At 62.2% G+C, this 19,214-nt stretch carries 17 protein-coding genes; 4 read left to right on the top strand and 13 right to left on the bottom strand.

What is annotated here, in order from left to right; genetic code table 11:
• Positions 1–54: 54 nt before the first annotated feature.
• From FHU29_RS17965 to glyA, 7 genes are read right to left on the bottom strand one after another with little or no spacing between them, the layout of a single operon-like run.
• Positions 55–1,437: an L-serine ammonia-lyase gene (locus FHU29_RS17965; RefSeq protein WP_064439417.1), complete on the bottom strand. Its 1,383-nt coding sequence runs from the start codon at positions 1,435–1,437 to the stop codon at positions 55–57.
• 4 nt (positions 1,438–1,441) lie between these two features.
• Entirely contained in the window at positions 1,442–1,855 is a 414-nt protein-coding gene (locus FHU29_RS17960; RefSeq protein ID WP_064439416.1) for a glycine cleavage system protein H, read from the bottom strand.
• On the bottom strand, positions 1,852–2,442 hold the full coding sequence (locus FHU29_RS17955) for a sarcosine oxidase subunit gamma (RefSeq protein ID WP_064439415.1): 591 nt from the start codon (positions 2,440–2,442) through the stop codon (positions 1,852–1,854). The genes FHU29_RS17960 and FHU29_RS17955 overlap by 4 nt, the downstream gene beginning before the upstream one ends.
• Positions 2,435–5,290 carry a 2Fe-2S iron-sulfur cluster-binding protein gene (locus FHU29_RS17950; RefSeq protein ID WP_064439414.1) on the bottom strand — a complete coding sequence of 952 codons (2,856 nt, stop codon included), beginning with the start codon at positions 5,288–5,290 and terminating at the stop codon, positions 2,435–2,437. The genes FHU29_RS17955 and FHU29_RS17950 overlap by 8 nt, the downstream gene beginning before the upstream one ends.
• Positions 5,287–5,565, bottom strand: a complete 279-nt coding sequence (locus FHU29_RS17945) for a sarcosine oxidase subunit delta (RefSeq protein WP_013805800.1) — start codon at positions 5,563–5,565, stop codon at positions 5,287–5,289. Before FHU29_RS17945 ends, FHU29_RS17950 begins: the two co-directional genes overlap by 4 nt.
• A 16-nt stretch (positions 5,566–5,581) precedes the next feature.
• Entirely contained in the window at positions 5,582–6,814 is a 1,233-nt protein-coding gene (locus FHU29_RS17940; RefSeq protein WP_064439413.1) for a sarcosine oxidase subunit beta family protein, read from the bottom strand.
• The gene (gene glyA, locus FHU29_RS17935; RefSeq protein ID WP_013805802.1) at positions 6,811–8,136 is read right to left on the bottom strand and encodes a serine hydroxymethyltransferase; all 1,326 of its coding nucleotides are present in this window, start codon (positions 8,134–8,136) and stop codon (positions 6,811–6,813) included. The genes FHU29_RS17940 and glyA overlap by 4 nt, the downstream gene beginning before the upstream one ends.
• Before the next feature lie 104 nt (positions 8,137–8,240).
• Between glyA and FHU29_RS17930 the strand changes: the two genes are divergently transcribed.
• Positions 8,241–8,912, top strand: a complete 672-nt coding sequence (locus tag FHU29_RS17930) for a GntR family transcriptional regulator (protein WP_064439412.1) — start codon at positions 8,241–8,243, stop codon at positions 8,910–8,912.
• Here the strand turns inward: FHU29_RS17930 and FHU29_RS17925 are convergent.
• The 3 genes from FHU29_RS17925 to FHU29_RS17915 all read right to left on the bottom strand — a co-directional run bounded on the left by FHU29_RS17925 (position 8,877) and on the right by FHU29_RS17915 (position 12,841).
• Positions 8,877–9,359: a class I SAM-dependent methyltransferase gene (locus FHU29_RS17925; protein ID WP_064439411.1), complete on the bottom strand. Its 483-nt coding sequence runs from the start codon at positions 9,357–9,359 to the stop codon at positions 8,877–8,879. The two genes, FHU29_RS17930 and FHU29_RS17925, sit on opposite strands and share 36 nt — an antisense overlap.
• A 149-nt stretch (positions 9,360–9,508) precedes the next feature.
• Positions 9,509–10,357 carry a formyltetrahydrofolate deformylase gene (gene purU, locus FHU29_RS17920; protein WP_064439410.1) on the bottom strand — a complete coding sequence of 283 codons (849 nt, stop codon included), beginning with the start codon at positions 10,355–10,357 and terminating at the stop codon, positions 9,509–9,511.
• 18 nt (positions 10,358–10,375) lie between these two features.
• Complete coding sequence (locus FHU29_RS17915; RefSeq protein ID WP_064439409.1) at positions 10,376–12,841, bottom strand: GcvT family protein; 2,466 nt, start codon at positions 12,839–12,841, stop codon at positions 10,376–10,378.
• Positions 12,842–13,128: 287 nt separating this feature from the next.
• On the opposite strand from FHU29_RS17915, the gene FHU29_RS17910 reads away from it, so the two are divergent.
• A complete protein-coding gene (locus FHU29_RS17910) occupies positions 13,129–13,920 on the top strand; it encodes an IclR family transcriptional regulator (protein WP_064439408.1) in 792 nt (263 codons plus the stop codon).
• Positions 13,921–13,935: 15 nt separating this feature from the next.
• On the opposite strand, the gene FHU29_RS17905 is transcribed toward FHU29_RS17910, so the two are convergent.
• A complete protein-coding gene (locus FHU29_RS17905) occupies positions 13,936–15,156 on the bottom strand; it encodes an NAD(P)/FAD-dependent oxidoreductase (protein WP_064439407.1) in 1,221 nt (406 codons plus the stop codon).
• A gap of 2 nt (positions 15,157–15,158) precedes the next feature.
• Positions 15,159–15,536 (bottom strand): bifunctional 3-phenylpropionate/cinnamic acid dioxygenase ferredoxin subunit, encoded by a 378-nt coding sequence (locus tag FHU29_RS17900; protein WP_423785884.1) that lies wholly within the window; start codon positions 15,534–15,536, stop codon positions 15,159–15,161.
• 594 nt (positions 15,537–16,130) lie between these two features.
• Between FHU29_RS17900 and FHU29_RS17895 the strand changes: the two genes are divergently transcribed.
• On the top strand, positions 16,131–17,285 hold the full coding sequence (locus FHU29_RS17895) for an aromatic ring-hydroxylating oxygenase subunit alpha (RefSeq protein ID WP_064439406.1): 1,155 nt from the start codon (positions 16,131–16,133) through the stop codon (positions 17,283–17,285).
• On the top strand, positions 17,282–18,982 hold the full coding sequence (locus FHU29_RS17890) for a BCCT family transporter (protein ID WP_232322898.1): 1,701 nt from the start codon (positions 17,282–17,284) through the stop codon (positions 18,980–18,982). Before FHU29_RS17895 ends, FHU29_RS17890 begins: the two co-directional genes overlap by 4 nt.
• Before the next feature lie 34 nt (positions 18,983–19,016).
• Here FHU29_RS17890 and FHU29_RS23380 read toward each other — a convergent pair whose 3' ends face one another.
• Entirely contained in the window at positions 19,017–19,145 is a 129-nt protein-coding gene (locus tag FHU29_RS23380) for a hypothetical protein (RefSeq protein ID WP_260152884.1), read from the bottom strand.
• Between the last annotated feature and the right edge of the window lie 69 nt (positions 19,146–19,214).

The raw sequence follows: 19,214 nt of genomic DNA, 5'->3' as shown, positions 1-19,214 counted from the left end.
CTAGAACTGTTCGTTTTGTACACCGTCTCAAAGTGATGTTGTAGGGAAGTCGCCTCAGCACTCGACATGGTTCACGGCGACGCTGATTGCTAGCCCGCCCTGTGACGTCTCCTTGTACTTCGAGAGCATGTCCGCACCAGTGGCGCGCATGGTTTCAATGACCTGATCGAGACTGACGCGGTGGGTCCCATCGCCTCGCAGCGCCATACGGGCGGCGTTGATGGCTTTGCCGGCCGAGATCGCGTTGCGTTCGATGCACGGAATCTGGACAAGCCCAGCGATCGGGTCGCACGTCAGCCCGAGGCTGTGTTCCATCGCAATCTCAGCGGCGTTCTCCACCTGGCGTGGTGAGCCGCCGAGAACCTCCGCGAGGCCTGCCGCTGCCATCGACGCAGCAGAACCGACCTCGCCCTGGCAGCCGACTTCAGCACCGGAAATTGAAGCGCGCTCCTTGTATAGCGAACCGATCGCGCCTGCGGTCAGCAAGAAGCGTATGGCGGTGTCATCGGCGTCAGCCCTGCCCGCCGGTGTGTAACCGACGGCATAATGCAGGACAGCGGGAACGATACCGGCAGCCCCGTTGGTCGGAGCCGTCACGATGCGACCGCCCGACGCGTTCTCCTCATTGACCGCGAGCGCCACAAGATTCACCCAGTCCTCAGCGAATTCAGGTGTGCGGTGAGGGTCTTCCGCATCGAGTTTCAAGTACCAATCGCGTGCTCGCCGCCGCACGCCCAATGGGCCCGGCAGCACCCCGGTCCGCGAGATTCCGTTCTGCTCACATTCGGTCATTACGTCCCGGATGTGCAGAAGCCGACTGGAAACCTCGTGACCGGAGCGGATTTCGCACTCGAATCGCAACATCAGTTCACTGATTGCGCACTCGTGCCGGTCGACGAGATCGATGAGTTCTTTCGAGGAGCCGTATGAGAACGCGGAGGCCCGCCGCGGTGCTGGATCTGCCGCTTCAGCCTCGGTGACGACGAACCCGCCACCGATCGAGAAGTAGGTCTCGCTGTGCAGGACGGTGTTGTCCGCAGCGTATGCGGCGAGCGTCATGCCATTGGGATGAAAGGGCAGCGCGGTGTGCGGGTGCAGGGTGATGTCCTCCTCGGACAGCTTGATTTCCTGGCCGCCACCGAACTTGATGTACCCGGTGCTGCGAATGGCGTTGATTCGCTCCTCGAGGTGCTCTGTCGTGATGGTCTCTGGCTGGTTGCCCTCGAGTCCGAGGAGGACCGCCGACATCGTGCCGTGGCCCTTCCCGGTGGCTGCGAGCGAACCGTAGAGATCTGCCTGGACGTCCGCGACCTGGGCGAAAGTGCCTTGGTCGTGGAGTGTCTCGATGAACCTCGCGGCCGCCCGCATGGGCCCGACGGTGTGTGAACTCGACGGGCCAATACCGACCGAGAAAAGATCAAAGACGCTAACAGTCATGGGATCACCCCTCACGGAGTTTGTGCGCGTATTGGGCGGGTGTGAGGAGGCCTTCGCCTGAGGATGCAGGGGAGGGGAGGATGGCGAAGAGCCAGCCTTTGTAGAACGGGTCGTCAGCGATGAGCTGAGGGTCGTCGACCACGTGGGGGTTGGTGATGGTGACTCGCCCGGATATGGGCGATCGCACCGTCAGGACAGGGTGCGACGACATCCACAGTCGGGCACAGGGGGCACCAGCGCGGATGGTGTCGCTGACTGGCGGGAGTTCGATTCGCAGAATGTCACCCGCGTTGGCCAGTGCGATGTCCGTGACCCCCACGCGAAGTGGATAGTCCGCGAATCGTCCACCAGGAGCGAGCGCGAGCCAGCTGTGCCCTGAGCTGTAGTGGCGGTCAGTCGGAATCAGGTGTGCTTTCATGGCGTGTCCGTGTATTCGGCAGCCGCATCGAGCAGCCAGTCCGCGAGGTACCGTGCGAACGAGGAGCGTACGAGAATCCGGTAATCGGTGCCGGTGCCGTCCATCGCCATGAGAATCACGCCTGCCTCGCCGAGTGCGGTCTGCGCAGCGGAGCCCAGCGTGTACACCTGGGGGTGCAGGTCGAGCGAACACCCTTTAGTCAGGATGTCGAGTGTGTGGGGTCCTCTCAAGCGCAATGTTGTTCGCTGGCCTGACACGTCGGTCGCGCTTCCGCCGTGTGCCACCACGGCGGACCGCAATTCGTGTTCCTGTGCCACCGGCGACGCGGATGCGGAGGTGACTAGCCACTCCTCTGGCCCCACCCAAATGACGGCCGAATCGCTGTGAGTCGCATACGTACACGGAGTGACGGGGAGATCCACGCCGAGAACTTTTGCCGCGGCCGCACCGCCCGGCCCTGACGGATCGACCCACAGCGTGGTCATCGTCGTGAAGGGCTCTTCGGTGATGTCCACGGACGGTGCGAGCTGAGCGAAACGCTCGCGCCAGGACTGCAGCGGACTGCGCGGTGTAAGTACATCAGCCATCGCGGCGCGCTCCTTCCGGATCGACAAGAACAGAACTGGTGATTTCGACGGCGACGAGTTGCCCGTCGAGGGGGACGTGCACCACCTCGCCGAGGCGGGACTTGCCGGCCTTGACGAGCGCGAGGCCGAATGGTTTGCCGAGCGCGACGCTGTGATAGCTGGACGTCACATGTCCGAGCATCGGTACCGGTGGTGGCGGGAGCGCCCCGTCGGCCATGTGCTCGACTACTTGCGCCCCTTCGGGGATGAAAGTCAGCCCGTCGACCGGAACCACGCCGACGAGCTGTTTGCGCAGCGGGTTCTGGTTCTCGGGGCGTGCGAACGAGCGCTTCCCGACGAAGTCACGCTTCTTCTTCGACACCACCCAATTCATGCCGAGATCCTGGGGAGTGACGGTTCCGTCGGTGTCTTGCCCGACGATGGGGTATCCCTTTTCAGCGCGCAGCACGTGCATCGTCTCAGTGCCGTACGGCGTGATGCCGTACCGCTCGCCGGCGGCGATGAGGGTTTCCCACAGTGCCAGGGCATACCAGCTGCTGACATTGACTTCGAACGCGAGTTCGCCGGAAAAGCTGATGCGTGCCACCCGGACGGGAATATCGCCGAACGTCGTATCGCGCCAAGCCATGAACGGGAAGTTCTCGTTGGACACGTCGAGATCGGGAAAGAGGTCTCCGATGAGTGCCCGCGACTTCGGGCCGACCACTGGGAACGTAGCCCACTGTTCGGTGACCGACGTCAATCGAACGCGCAGGTGCGGCCACTCGGTCTGCAGCCATTCCTCCATCCAGTCGAGGATCTTCGCTGCACCTCCCGTGGTCGTGAAGACCTGGAAGCGATCGTCAGCGAGACGCATCACCGTGCCATCGTCGATGACCATGCCGTCTACGCCGCACATCACGCCGTAGCGGACCATGCCCACTTTGAGGGTGCTCATCATGTTCGTGTAGAGAAGGTCTAGCAGCGTGCCGGAATCTGGCCCTTGGACATCAATTTTGCCCAGTGTCGATCCGTCGAGAATGCCGACATTCTTTCGCGCTGCGGCACACTCGCGAAGCACTGCCTCATGCATGTCTTCCCCAGCCTGCGGGTAGTAGCGCGGGCGTTTCCACTGTCCGACGTCTTCGAAGACCGCGCCGTGAGCGACGTGCCAGTCGTGCACGGCTGTCTCCCGTTCCGGGTCGAACAAGCTGCCGCGGCTACGGCCGGCGAGCGCCGCGAACGCCACCGGAGTGTACGGCGGGCGGAACGTCGTCGTACCTAGCTCCTGGATCGGCCGGCCGAGCAGATCGGCGGTGATACCGGAGGCAATGATTCCCGAGGTTTTGCCCTGATCGTGCGCGGTGCCGATCGTCGTGTAGCGCTTGACGTGCTCGACGGAGTGCAGGCCCGCACCCACTGCGCGTGCCAGGTCGGCCACAGTGGCGTCCCGTTGCAGGTCGACGAACTGAGTGTCTTCGTGAGCGGGATCCGGAACTCGCCACAGCACGAGAGGTGTGCTGGAAACGCCCGCGGACGATGCTGAACCGACCGCCTGCAGCCCAACGGTGAAATTGAGCGTGGTGAGAGCGGCTGTCGCTGCAGCCTGCCCCTGGCGAAGGCACGCACCGAGCGTGAACACACCATTCGCCGATCCCGCGACAGTAAGCCCGGGGAGCTCCCCATCAGGCACGAAGGCTCCGAGTGTCTCATCGAAACGCAGTGCACCGCGGACCTGGCTGAAGAGATGGACTGCGGGATTCCAGCCGCCGCTGACCAGCAGCACGTCGCACGCGATCGGAGCCTTCCGCTCCGCAGTCGCCCGATCGGCAATGAGTGCGTGGGTGATGCGCTCTTGACCCAGCGTGCCGGTCACCACGGAGCCTGCCTGAACGGTAATCCCGCGCTTAGCGCATTCGTTCTGCCACTTCTTGGGCGCGTCGTCGCGAGCGTCGATGACAGCTCCGATGGTGACGCCCGCATCGTGGAGGTCGATCGCTGCCGCGTAGGCGCTGTCGTTGGTCGTGAACACAACGGCCTTCCGCCCGACAGTGACGCCGTAGCGGTGCAGGAACGTTCGCGCGCTATCGGCAAGCATGATGCCGGGACGATCGTTGTCGCTGAATACGATGGGGCGCTCATGCGCGCCGGTCGCAACGATGATCTTACGGGCGCGGATACGCCATACGCGCTGGCGGCTCTGCGCGGCGGGTGCATTGAAGCCGAGGTGGTCAGTCCGGCGCTCGACCGCGAGGACGAAGCCGTCATCGTAGTTGCCGAATGCGGTGGTGCGCTGGAGGTGCAGCACCTCGGGATAGGTAGCTAATTCAGCTGTTGCGGAACGCACCCACTCGAGCGCTGGCCTGCCGTCGATGAATTCGGGAGAGCCCAGCAGGGAGCCGCCCGGTTCGCTCTGCTCGTCGACGAGCACGACGCGCGCGCCCGACCGGGCGGCAGTCAATGCGGCCGCGAGCCCGGCGGGACCGGCACCGACGATGAGTACGTCAGCGTGCGCGTGCTTGCTGTCATACCGTGCTGAGTCTGGTACCTCGGCGAGGCGTCCCTGGCCGGGGATTCCGCGCGCAACCAGACCGTCGTAGAGCTCGACTGTGGTGGCCAGCAGCATCGGCTCAGGGAAAGGCTCTTCGATCTGAATGAGCCCGCCTGTATCTTCTGCCCATGCGGCGGTGATGCCGCGGGGACGGCCGAGTTTGATGCTGCTGGTGATGTGGTGAATGCCGTGGGAGAGCAGCGCTGACGCGACTGTGTCACCGGGATGGCCGGTGAGTTCCTGGCCGTTGAAGGTGAAAGTGTACTGGGTGTGGCGGTCGATTCGGCCGCTTTCGGTGGTGCGGAATGGTGCGTTCACGGTATCGCCGGCCTTTGCTCGTCGAGTCGGTAGACCTGGTGGAATTTGTAGGTCGTGGTGTCGCGGATTGCGTTGAACCAGCGTCGGCACCCAGTGCTGTGGTACCAGCGTTCGGCGAACGGACCTTTGGGGTTGGCGCGGAAGAATACGAAGTGCGCCCATTCCTCGTCGGTGAGCGTTTCGGGCTCGTCGGGATAGGGCAGGTGTGCTTCCCCGCCGTAGTGGAACTCAGTTTCTTCCCGGGCGCCGCACCACGGGCACGTGATGAGTTGCATGTCTGCTCCTTGTACGTCAGTGGGCGACCGCAGCGGCGCCATGCTCGTCTACGAGCGCGCCGGTGACGAATCTGTCGAGGCTGAACGGGGCGATGTACGGATGGGGCTCGTCATTGGCGATCGTGTCGGCGAAGCACCAGCCGAGGCCTGGTGTCGCCTTGAATCCTCCGGTGCCCCAACCACAGTCGAGGTACACGTTGTCGTAAGGCGTGCGCCCGACAATTGGTGAGGCGTCTGGGCAGACATCGACAATTCCGGCCCACGTGCGCAGCAGATGCGCGCGGGCGAACGCGGGGAACAGTTCGACCGCAGCGGCCATCTGGCGTTCGATGATGTGGAATGCGCCGCGCTGCCCGTACCCGTTGTACGAATCGATGCCCGCTCCCATTACGAGTTCGCCCTTGTGTGCCTGCGAGACGTATACGTGGACGTGGTTCGACATCACAACCGTGGGGTGGACTGGTTCAAGCAGTTCCGACACGAGGGCTTGGAGGGGGTGGCTCTGGATTGGTGTCCGGAAACCGAGCATGTCCGTCAGCGTCGATGTGTGCCCGGCTGCGCACAGCGCGACCTGTCCAGCCGCGATATCACCACGGGTGGTGCGGACACCGACGACCTTGTTGTCTTTCCGGATGAAGCCGGTGACGGCACAGTTCTGGATGATATCGATCCCGGCTTCGTCGGCCCGTCGCGCGAAGCCCCATGCCACATAGTCGTGTTTGGCGATCCCTGCACGGGGTTGATAGGTCGCACCGAGGACGGGGTACCGGATGTCGCTGGAGGTGTTGACGACCGGACAGAGCTTTTTCACCTCGTCGGGGCCGACCCATTGCGCGTCGATCCCGTTGAGCTTGTTCGCCTCTACGCGCCGGACGCTGTCGCGAACGTCCTGCAAAGTGTGCGCGAGGTTGAGCACTCCACGCTGGCTGAAAAGAATGGGGTAGCCGAGGTCTTCTTCGAGGCCTTCCCACAGCTTGAGGGAATGCTCGTAGATGCCTGCGCTCTCGTCCCACAAGTAGTTGGAACGGATGATCGTCGTGTTGCGGGCCATGTTCCCGCCCGCAAGCCAGCCTTTTTCAAGGACAGCGACGTTGGTGATGCCGTGGTTCTTTGCCAGGTAGTGCGCGGTGGCCAGGCCGTGTCCGCCGCCACCGATGATGACGACGTCGTAGGCCTTCTTGGGTTCAGGATTGCGCCACAGGAATTCTGGATGGTCTGGCAGGTGGGCGCCGGGGGGCTGGGACGTCATCGGGCTGCCTCCGTGAGATCAGGGTAGAGCGGGAACTGTGCTGCGAGAGTGCTGACACGTTCTCGGAGACCGTCGAGGGCGGCAGAGTCCGTGTCCGGCCGCAGCGCGATGCTGAGGATGTCGGCTACTTCGGTGAAGGCTTGGCGGGTGAATCCACGGGTCGCGAGCGCTGGTGTGCCGATGCGAACTCCGGAACTCACCATCGGTGGTCGGGGATCGAAGGGAACGGCGTTGCGGTTGACGGTGATCCCTACGTGGTGCAGGCGGTCTTCGGCCTGCTTGCCGTCGAGTTCGGATGTTCGCAAGTCGACCAGGACGAGGTGCACGTCTGTTCCGCCGCTGACAACATTGATTCCCGCTGCGCGCGAGTCGTCTGCCAGCAGTCGTTCCGCGATGATTGCCGCACCGTCGAGTGTGCGCTGCTGGCGCTCCTGAAACTCAGGCTCGGCGGCGAGCTTGAAGGCGACAGCCTTTGCCGCGATGACGTGCTCGAGTGGGCCGCCCTGCTGGCCGGGAAAAACTGACGAGTTGAACTTCTTGGCCAGGTCTTTGTCGTTTGTGAGGATGAAGCCGCCCCGCGGTCCGCCGAGCGTCTTGTGCGTGGTGGACGTGACGACGTGGGCGTGGGGAACTGGGGAGGGATGAAGGCCTGCTGCCACGAGTCCAGCGAAGTGCGCCATGTCGACCATCAGGTATGCGCCGACCTCGTCGGCGATCCGGCGGAAGGCCGCGAAATCGAGCTGGCGAGGGTAAGCGGACCAGCCGGCGAGGATGAGCTTCGGGCGATGCTCACGGGCGAGGCGCTCCACCTCATCCATGTCGACGACGTGGTCGTCTTCGCGAACGTGGTATGCCGCGACGTTGTAGAGCTTTCCGGAGAAGTTGAGCTTCATCCCGTGGGTCAGGTGGCCACCGTGGGCGAGTGCCAGGCCGAGGATCGCGTCGCCGGGCTCGAGAAGCGCCGACATCGCGGCAGCGTTGGCCTGGGCGCCAGAGTGTGGCTGAACGTTCGCGTACTCGGCGCCGAAGAGTGACTTCAGGCGGTCGATGGCGAGCTGCTCGATGACATCGACATGCTCGCACCCACCGTAGTAGCGGCGCCCGGGGTAACCCTCGGCGTACTTGTTGGTGAGTACTGATCCTTGCGCCTGCATGACTGCGAAAGGCGCGAAGTTCTCACTGGCGATCATCTCGAGCGTCTCCTGCTGTCTGCGCAACTCAGCCGAGATCGCCTGATGAACATCAGGATCTAGCGTGGCAAGCGGATAGCTCAGGGTGGGGTTGGAGATCGCGTTGGTGAGTTCGTCGGTCTGCACAGTCATTTGGTTGCCCCTCTGAAGGATCAGAAACGGATATACTGATATATCAACGTTGTTGTAGAGTAAGGTTAGTGCGAGAGTTAGGTCAAGGGCTATAGGAGATGAGAATGAAATTGGCGCAGTCAACGCTCCTAGACGCGTTGCCCGTTGCGGGTACACACGCTGACCGGGCCTACGAAATCGTGCGCGAGCGGCTCATCATGCTGGACATCCGGCCAGGTGAGCCGATCAACGATGATCGCCTTGCAGACGAGATGGGATTCGGGCGGACGCCGGTGCGAGAGGCGCTCAAGCGACTCGAACGTGAGCGTCTTGTCGTCGCCTACCCGCGGCGCGGTACTTTCGCGACCGGCGTTGACATGACTGACTTATCGGATATTTCGGAGATCCGGAAGCAGCTCGAGCCCTCAGCCGCCGCGCGTGCCGCACGGTCTGCCTCGCTGGAAACCCGTGACCGGCTCTCCGCGCTCGCGGACGAAATCGCGGACATCAGCCCAGACGAGGATCCGCGAGAGGTTCTGCGCAAAGACATCCGGGTACACCGCGAAATCTACCGGGCAGCCGGCAACCCGTATCTCGAAGACATCCTTGTCAGCCTTGACTCTCACGCCACCCGGATCTGGTGCCTCTTCCTCGACCGCCTGCCTGACGTCGCTAGCCATGTGGTCGAGCACGTCGCGTTGCTGCGGGCCATCGTCGATGGGGACGAGGAGACAGCGGCGAAACTGACGCTGTCCCACGTCTCAGGGTTCGAGCAGGCGATCCGCAGTCTGTTGTAGGAACGGCGAGCCGGCCCTCGCGCTCAGCGCTGCTGCTCCCACCGGGTCGCCGCCGTCCAGGATCAGGCTTCCGGCTGGTGTCAGTGCGGTGGCAATCCTGTCCAGCGCCCGTTCAGCCAGTTCGGGGTGACGGCCATCGAGCGCGCCCACTCGTACCGCGAATGCCAGATCGAAACGCGGCTCATCGTCGGCCAATTCGAACATTTCGATTGCGGTGTGACGGTAGCTCAGCCGTCCCGACGCGATCTCAGACTGAGATTTCGCAATAGCGGCTGCAATCGCTTTGGCGGAACGATCGATGGCCAGCACACGGCCGCCTTCGATGCGCCGCGCGACCTCGCGAGCTGCGGCCCCGGTTCCACAGCCTATTTCCAGCACGCGTATCCCCGGCCTTAGTGGCAGAGAGGCAACGATTGCGCTGAGTCGGGGTGACGGTTTCGTGCCCATTCAACGACGGTAACTCCACCGCTTAGCTGCCTGAAGAGTATGAATCGCATTCAGCACGAATGGTCAACTGTCAGTCTCAGTGCTCATGCCAAAGCTGTGGGCGGCCCCAGATATCGGGACCGCCCACACATCTCGCACGCGAGTTCGTACTAGTTGAACACGACCGTCCGCTGCCCATCAAACAGCACGCGGTGCTCGCAGTGCCAGCGCACAGCCCGCGACAGCGCAAGGGCCTCCGCATCCTGGCCCACTGTCGCTAGCCGAACGGGAGCATACGAGTGGTCGATCCGGATTACCTCTTGCTCGATAATCGGGCCTTCGTCGAGATCGGACGTCACATAGTGGGCTGTCGCCCCGACTAGCTTGACGCCGCGGTTGTACGCCTGGTGGTAGGGCTTCCCGCCCTTGAACCCGGGCAGGAACGAATGGTGGATGTTGATGGCCCGCCCATACAGCGCCTTGCACACATCATCGGAAAGCACCTGCATGTACCGGGCGAGCACGACCAGATCAGCACGGTATTCATCCACGAGTCGGAGCAGTTCGGCCTCGGCTTCGGTCTTCGTGTCCCGCGTGACGGGGACGTGGATGAACGGTAATCCCGCAGCTTCAGCCATCGGGCGAAGATCAGGATGATTCGATACCGCCGCGACGAGTTCCCCACCCAAAGCACCTGAGCGCCAGCGGAAGATCAGGTCGTTGAGGCAATGGCCCATCCGGGAAACCATGACGAGCACACGAGGCGCATCGCTATTGTGGAATTCGTACTCCATGCCGAATGATGTCGCTGTCTCCGCGAAAGACTCGGTGAGTGTCTGCACATCAATGTCGTCTGTCGAGACGAATGAGGTTCGCAGGAAGAATGCGCTATTGGGGTTGTCGTCAAACTGTTTGTGTTCGGTGATGTCGCAGTTGTGCTGGAAAAGGAAGGCGCTGACCGCTCGGATGATCCCGGGCCGATCAATGCAGCGCAGCGTCAGTGTGAACGTGTTGGGCATGACTTGTCTCCTCGCCTGCTAAGCCTTGATGCGCTTCATGTCTGGGTCGACCAGCGGCTCGGCGACAACGGTCGCAGCGATACGGCGGTCAAAGTACTGAATTTCGATGTTGGTTCCTGGTGCGGCCGGAGCGGGCAGCCAGACGTACGCGAGTGGCGTCCCGACGGTGTGCCCGAATGCGGCACTGGTGACGTAGCCAACGGGCGAGCCGTCGATGAATGCGGGCTCGTGCCCCAGGACGACGGATTGGCCGTCATTGATAGCGACGCACACCAGCCGTCGTTCCAGAGGTTCCTGCTTGATGCGCTGAATTGCTTCGTACCCGACGTAGTCCTGCTTGTTCGCATTGACCGCCAACCCAAGTCCGGCTTCGTACGGGTTGTGTTCCGTTGTCATATCGGAACCCCAAGCACGGTAGCCCTTTTCAATGCGGAGGCTGTTGAAGGCGGCGCGGCCGGCAGCGATCACGTCGTACTGCTGGCCCTCGCCCCAAAGAGCATCCCAGAGTCGCAGCCCGTACTCGGCCGACGTATACAGTTCCCATCCGAGCTCGCCCACATAGGAGAGACGCATCGCCGTGACAGGAATGCCCGCGATCCACACCTTCTTGGAGCGAAAGTACTTGAAGGTCTCGCCGCTGAAGTCATCCGCGCTGAGCGCCTGGACGAGGTCGCGTGCCCGCGGTCCCCATACGCCGATGCAGCATGTGCCGCCGGTGACGTCCCGGATCTGGACACTGCCGTCGGCCGGCGCCTCGCGGCGCAGGTAGTCGACATCGATGTTTCCGTTGGCGCCGAGCTGGAAAGTGGTTTCAGACAGCCGGGCGACCGTGAGGTCACTGCGGATACCGCCGGATCCGTCCAGCATCAGCGTGTACGTAACGGCGCCGACAGACTTATCCATCTTTCCCGTTGTCAGCCGAGTGAGGAGCGCGAGCGCGCCGGGACCGCTGACTTCGAGTCGCCTAAGCGGCGTCATGTCATACATCGCGACGGAGGTGCGTGTACGCCATGCCTCCGCGGCCGCGATCGGGGAGAAGAACTGGGCAGCCCAGGGGTCGCGCGGCGGTGATGTCCACTCCGATGGCAGGTCGTCGAGCAGTCGCGCGTTCGCCTCGTACCAGTGCGGACGCTCCCAGCCACCGCTTTCCAGGAAGAACGCACCTAGCTCTTTCTGCCGGGCATGGAATGGGCTGACACGCAGATTGCGCGGAGAGGTGCGGGGCTGAAGAGGATGCAGCACGTCGTAGATTTCGACGAAGTTTTGCTGCCCGGTTTCGCTGACATAGTCGGGAGCGGTTTGTATCTCTTCGAAGCGGTGCACGTCACATCCGTGCAGTGAGATTTCACTCCGTCCGTCGACGAGAAGCTGGGCGACGGAGCGCGCGACTCCGGCCGAATGCGTCACCCACACCGCTTCAGCGATCCAGAACCCGGCCACGTCAGGCGACTCGCCAACGACCGGTCCACCATCAGGAGTGAAGGAGAAGACGCCGTTGAAGCCTTCCTCGACCTTCGTCGATTCGAGGCTTGGGATCAGCAGTTTGCTTTCCGCCCAGGATGGAGCGAAATCGTCTTCAGTAAAAGGCAGCATCGAAGGCATTGCGGCGGCCGAGATGTCATCACTCTCGGTCAGGTCGCGCAGATCCACTGGCATGGGGCGATGCGCATAACTGCCAATGCCGAGACGGTCGCCGTGCTCGCGGAAGTAGAGGTCCTGATCCTGGTGACGGAGAATCGGCATGCTCGCTTCGCCGAGTTCGCTGTTCCGTCCTACTAGCTCGGGAACCTGGCCAGTCTTCGCGTACTGGTGGGCGAGGGGGAGCAGGGGGACCTGCATGCCTACCATCTCACCGATGGCGGGGCCCCAGAAGCCTCCGCAGGAAACCACGATGTCAGCGGGGATGACGCCGTGCGGCGTGATCACGCCGGTGACCTGGCCGGCGCGTTGCTCGATGCCCGTGACTTTGCTGGATCCCCGGAACTCAGCACCGCGCTGTGTGGCCCGGCGTATGAGTGCAACGACCACGCGGGACGCTTTCGCAAGTCCATCGGTGGGCACGTAAAGGCCACCAAGGATTTGGCTCTCATCGACGAGCGGATGGAGTTTGACACACTCCTTGGGATCGAGCACGGCGGCGTCCGCGACTCCCCAGGAGGCTGCCCATCCTTGTTTTCTCTGAAGGTCGGCGAGACGCTCCGGACTTGTTGCGACTTCAAGACCGCCGAGCTGGTTGAAGCACCATTGCCCGTCGACGTCGAGGCCCTTGAACTTCTCGACTGTGTAGCGCGCGAACTCGGTGAGTGCCTTTGACGCGTTAGTCTGGAAGACGAGGCCCGGGGCATGGGAAGTCGAACCTCCGGTGAGCGGGAGCGGCCCTTGATCGAGAACAGTGACGCGATCCCAGCCTCTCGCGGTCAGTTCGTCAGCCAGGTTGGCTCCGACGATGCCAGCTCCGATGATCACTACGCGCGGTGACCTCATGGCGGTCCTCTCTGGGGAAGGGGATGTGTGTACGTGGTGGCCGCTGCAGTCGGGGCAACCCGTTCAGAAGCGCTGTTGCTATTGAGCGAACGAGATCAGATCTACAACTGATATATCAATACAGTAAGTCTGATACTTTCACGCGTCAACCCCCTAACCAGCAATGATTTCGGTGGGCTCTCCGCCGCTGTCGCAGGGTGTGCGGCTTCAGGCAGGCACGCGGGAGGGTGTGCCATTTGTTACAGGCTTATTTCAATGGTTGAAATGTCGGGTATCGTGGGTCGAATATGACTGAAATCGCTGGCGATGGGGATACACGGACCGCAAGTGCCGTGCAGTCGGTCGATCGCGCCTTGGTGATCTTGGAGATTGTTGCCAGGCTCGGCGAAGCGCGCGTCACGGACGTCGCTGCAGAGCTCGGCGTACACAAGTCCACGGCGTCCCGGCTCATATCTGCCCTCGAGTCACGGGGATACCTCGCGCACGCCCACAATCGGGGGCGGGTTCAGCTGGGACGGTCTATTGTCCGCCTCGCTAGGTCAGCGGACACGGACGGTGATCTGGTCCGCCACAGCCAGCAGTTCTGCACGAATCTTGCCGAAGAGGTCGGAGAGACCGTCAATGTTTCGGTACTCGACGGCGACCAGGCTGTGTGCGTGGTGAAGGCAAACGGGCCTTCGGGAGTGGCGGCCTACACGTGGGTTGGGCAGAGTGGGCCCGCCTACGCGACGTCCAGCGGCAAACTTCTCCTCGCCGAATTGCCTGAAGCCGAACTGGGGGAGTGTCTCTCGGCCGGTTTGACCGCGCTCACGCCGCAGACAGTCACGGACATGCCCGAACTTGCGCGGGTCCTCAGGTCCGTGCGTGCGCGCGGCTGGGCAGAGTCGGAGGAGGAACTGGAGGCCGGGCTTAATGCCGTCTCCGCTCCAATTTACGATCACACGGCGAAAGTCATCGCCGCGCTGAGCGTTTCAGGACCCGCCTACAGGTTGAAAGCAGAAGATTTCGAGCCGGTCGCTAGGTCAGCGCAGGCAGTAGCCGCGCAGATCAGCAACCGGCTCGGTTATCAGTCCGCATAAAGCGTGCACTCCAGGTCAGACGGCGGATACTGCGAGTCTCGATGCCTGGGGGCTGTGGGTCTTACTCAATTGCTTCTTGTAGCGGGTGAACAAGCGGACGTTGTTCATCGCGAATACTCCCACCGGCACGCCGTCGCGCTCGTAGACCACGACGAACGTTCCCGACATCGGATCGCCCTCAATCCAGCGGACCTGGTCAGTATGCTGCCGTATCCCAGCGAACTGGAGCATCTTGCCGTACTGGCGCGACCAGAAGTAGGGGATGACCGCGGAGCCGGGCGTCCTTCCCATGATCGAGTCCGCAGCGATACCCGCCTGTGCAATCGCGTTGCTCCAGTGCTCGCTGCGGTGATAGTCCTGGACCCACAGGTCATAGGCGCGCGCGCAATCACCGATCGCGTAGACCCCGGGAAGATTTGTCTGGCCGCACGAATCCGTCACGAATCCGTCATTGATGAGAACGCCTGAGTTTCCGGCCCATTCAACGTTTGGCACGGCACCGATCCCCACGAGGACCGCATCAGCCGGAAGTACACGACCGTCCGTGAGCTGGACAGCCCGGACGTGATCGTCTCCGACTACCTTCGCCACTGCGGCGCCCGTGAGTAGTTCGACGCCATGCGCTGTGTGCTGGTCAGCGCACACTGCTCCTAGTTCATTGCCGAGAGGGCCCGCCAGCGGAGTGGGAGATGCTTCTACGACCGTCACATTGAGGCCCATGCTCGCGGCGCTCGAGGCGACCTCGGCGCCGATGAATCCAGCACCGACGACCACCAGGTTTCGTGACTTGCTCAGCGAATCACGAAGTGCTCGTGCGTCTTCCAGGCCGCGGAGCGTGTGGACGCCGCCCATCTCGGAACATCCGGGAAGCGTGCGTGCGCGTGCTCCAGTAGCGAGGATCACCGCGTCTGCTTCGATGAGGGTGCCGTCAGAGAACGTCACGCGGTAGCCGCCTGTCTCCGCCTGCGACAATCCCGTAGCTGTCCGGTCCATGAGCCACTCGGTGTCGAGTGCGGCGTCGTCCCCGCTCATCAGTGAGATGTCATCTTCTGTGAGCGCGCCGGTCAGGAATTCCTTAGACAGAGGTGGCCGATCGTAGGGAGCGGATCGTTCGCTGCCGACAATCGTCAGTTGCCCTGTGTAGCCGCGTTCACGCAGGGCACGAACGGCGGAAAGCCCAGCAAGTGACGCGCCAACCACTAGCACGGAAGCCGGAGTCGTCCCGAGAATTCCCATGGCTATTTTCCTTCACTCGTCAGCATTAGTACGATCACGCCGTCTATCACAGAGACTTGATGCGTCCGGACAGGGACTTTCGCGGGCGGCCCGGAGGGGGTGCCAGTCCGCAGGTCGAAACACGCTTCATGAAGTGGGCATTCGACCGTGCAATTCTCGACCCACCCATCAGAAAGTGAGGCATCTTGGTGAGTGCACGTGTCGTCGATCGCGAACAAGCCCTCGGCAGTGTGGAAGATAGATATCGGACTCATCCCAGGCGGGGTGATTGTGGCGACTTCCCCTTCGGGCAGGGACGAGAGCGGGCAAACGGGAATCGCGGTTGATCCGAGGTCTCGCGTTTGCAAAGTAGCGGTGCGGGGACTGTCGTCGAGAATCACACTTACCTCCGGAGGAAAGCGACCGAAGCGATCGGTAGGGTGTTGCGTTATACGCACGGCATGGCGCTCTACGCAACAGAATGCTCCTCCGGGGAACCCGGTGTCAATACTTGCGGGACTGAAAATTGCGCCGAATTTGCGCATGCGGCGTGCGGGGCTTGTCGCAGGGTCTCTAGCGATGGGCGAGGCGTCCCTAGTGAACGTCCTCGAATGCAGAATTGGCGGGCACATGGCGCCGCGTACCTGCATGGAGAAGGTCTCGTCGGTTCACGCGACCGCGACTGGCAAGGCTCTTTACTCTGAGCTGTCACGCGCATATATAGAGGAGATCGAATCAGGCTGCCTGAGCCTCGGCGGGAGGGGAGTGGCAGAGTGCTGCCACTCGTCACGATGTGACGATTGACACACGTAGCCATGTCGCGATAAGTTCTGCATAGCGCACACTGTCGCGCATGACGCAACAAAGCTGTCGCTCACGCTTCGTTCGCGCGCAGAAACTTCATGTCCAAGAATCCGAGGCCCGTAACGAGGCGCCTCAAGATCATCGTCAGGCTGATCGTGGTATCGGCTCACATGAAAGAAACGGTGGCACATATGGCTGCACCTGAGATCCCTGATATCGAATCCGCACTGATGCCCACACTGGGTGGTCGTTATTACACCGATCCAGGCATCTTCGTCAGTGAACAAGAACAGATTTTCGAGTCCATGTGGTTCTGCGCTGCTCGAAGCTCCGACTTGGCAAACCCCGGCGCATTCAAAAAGGTGACGGTAGGACGCGAAAGCGTGTTGATCGTTCGGGGTCGTGATGGTGGGTTGCGGGCATTCCTCAACATTTGCAGGCATCGCGGCGCCATGCTCTGCACGGAGGACTCAGGGCAGGTGCGCCGAAACTTGCAGTGCCCCTACCACGCCTGGACTTATGGACTCGACGGCCGCCTGGTCGCAGCGCCGAACATGGCTGCGCTGAAAGACGCGGCAGGTCGCGACATCGACCGTCAGGAGTACGGGCTTGTAAGCGTCGCCCTGCGCGAATGGCTCGGCTACGCCTGGGTGTGTCTCGCCGACACTCCACCGTCGTTCGGGAACGAGGTAATCGGCGCAGTCACCGAGCGTCTCGGTGACGCTTCGGTGATCGATCGCTACGAGATCGGCTCGCTCGAGGTTGGGCGTCGCATCACCTATGACGTCGCCGCCAACTGGAAGCTGATCATCGAGAACTTCATGGAGTGCTACCACTGCGCGACTATCCATCCTGAACTCACCGAAGTGCTACCCGAATTCGCTGACGGCCTCGCTGCCCAGTACTTCGTCGGTCATGGAGCGGCGTTCGGTGACGGCGTCGATGGATTCACTGTCGACGGAGGTGCAGGTTTTGATGCTCTTCCCGGCGTCACCGAGGCCGAGGACCGAAAGTACTACGCAATCACCGTCCGCCCGCAGATCTTCATCAACCTGGTGCCTGACCATGTGATCTTTCACCGGATGTACCCACTTTCAGTTGATCGCACAATCGTTGAATGCGACTGGCTCTACTCGCGTGACGTCACGGAGTTCGGCAGAGACGTTTCGCATTCGGTCGAACTTTTCCACCGCGTCAACCAGCAGGACTTCGACGCCTGTGAGCGGACGCAGCCGACGATGTCATCGAAGGCTTACCGCAACGGCGGCGTGCTGGTGCCCTCCGAACACCACATTGGCGAATTCCACAGCTGGCTGCTGGACAAACTCACTGAGGGGGCACGGTGATTACTGCCTGGACCTCACTGCGCAAGCCCGTATTCATCCCGGCATCGATCGCGATTTTCGGCCTCATCGCGTTCGCTGCGCTTTACGGAGGGACTGCGGAAGACGCGTTTACCTCGCTGAACAGCCTGTTCGCTGACAGTGTTGGCTGGTGGTATGTGCTGGTGGCCACGGGATTCGTCATCTTCGCGCTGTACTGCGCGCTTACTCGTATCGGCAAACTGAAGCTCGGACGGGATGACGAAGAACCGGAATTCGGGCTGCTTTCCTGGTTCGCGATGCTGTTTTCCGCCGGTATGGGCATCGGTCTGGTGTTCTACGGAGTAGCTGAGCCGCTGATGCACTACCTGTCACCGCCGGAAGCCGGCGGCGTCGCAGGTGGTACGGACCGGGCCGCGAACCAGGCGCTCGAGATCACGATGTTCCACTGGGGCCTGCACGCCTGGTCCATCTATGTCGTCATCGGACTTGGCCTGGCGTACATGACATTCCGCAAAGGACGTCCGCTTGCGGTGCGCTGGCTGCTGGAACCGCTTCTCGGCCGTGAACGAGTCGAAGGCTGGATAGGGCACACCATTGACGCCGTCGCGATCGTGGGAACGCTGTTCGGCGTCGCCACTTCACTTGGGTTCGGTGTCCAGCAGATCATGTCCGGCCTCGAATACCTGGGGTGGATTGAGTCGTCAAACCTCTGGATCTTCGGAATCGTCGCCTTCATCACCCTCATCGCGACGCTATCGGTCGTATCGGGTGTGTATCGGGGGCTGAAGTGGCTGTCGAACACGAACATGACCATCGCGGCGCTACTGGTTATCTTCGTGTTCGCTACCGGTGCGACGTTGTTCCTGCTGCAGGCATGGGTCCAGAATCTCGGTAACTATGCGCAGGCCCTGCCCGAGTTGATGTTGCGGACTGCCCCGTTCTCCGAAGACGGGTGGGCAGCCGCGTGGACAGTCTTTTACTGGGGCTGGTGGATCAGCTGGGCGCCCTTCGTTGGCATGTTCATCGCGCGTATTTCGCGGGGGCGCACCATTCGCGAGTTCGTGATCGGCGTTTTGGTCGCGCCAACGCTTGTCAGTTCAGTGTGGTTCACCGTCTTCGGGGATTCCGCGATCCTGCGGCAGCGTGAGGCCGGTGACGTCGCACCGGGCGAGGCAGTGAGCGCAAGTACCGCCCTCTTCTCCTTCCTCGACACACTTCCCCTCGCAACCATCACCAGTATTGTGGCTATCTGCGTGGTCGTATTTTTCTTCGTCACCTCATCTGACTCTGGCTCGCTGGTAGTCGACATCCTGGCGACCGGCGGCGCGATCGAAACGTCGAAAATCACGCGGGTCTACTGGGCAGTGCTCGAGGGCGCCGCCGCCGCGATCCTGCTGATCGTCGGGGGCAGTGAATCGCTCACCGCTCTGCAAACAGCATCGATTGCCACGGCACTGCCATTCTCAATCATTATGGTTCTGGCGTGCGTTTCCCTGCTGCGTGCCTTCCGGTACGACGTGCGCCAGATGACGAATTATGTACACATGGTGCAAGTTTCGGGTGATCTGCCATCAACTAATGGATCGTCGGAACACCGGATCGAAACGCCCCCCCTCGCAGCCGCCACCCCTGCACTTGTTGCACCCGCGGTCTGTCTGGCGCGGCGCGCGGGGCATCTCCGCCTCACTTTCGACCGTTGGAGCGTCGGAGCCGATTAGAAGCAAACGCAATGGCGAAAGCGGCGTCGTGTACTCATTCCGCCCGGTGGAGTCCTGCGACATCGTCATCGACCCGGCCACGGGTGTGGCCACCGTCGCGGAGGATGTTGTAGATCCGCTGGCAGGAGAAGTATTCGATACGCCAGAGTTCGCCGCGTCGCACGAAGGCACGCTACATGCGGCGGGGAATGGGGACAGCAGCGACGAGTCCTAACCCAAATCCAGCTGCGCA

Source organism: Hoyosella altamirensis (genome assembly GCF_014191505.1).
Taxonomy (GTDB): Bacteria; Actinomycetota; Actinomycetes; order Mycobacteriales; family Mycobacteriaceae; genus Hoyosella; species Hoyosella altamirensis.
This window is presented reverse-complemented; position numbering and strand designations above follow the sequence as displayed.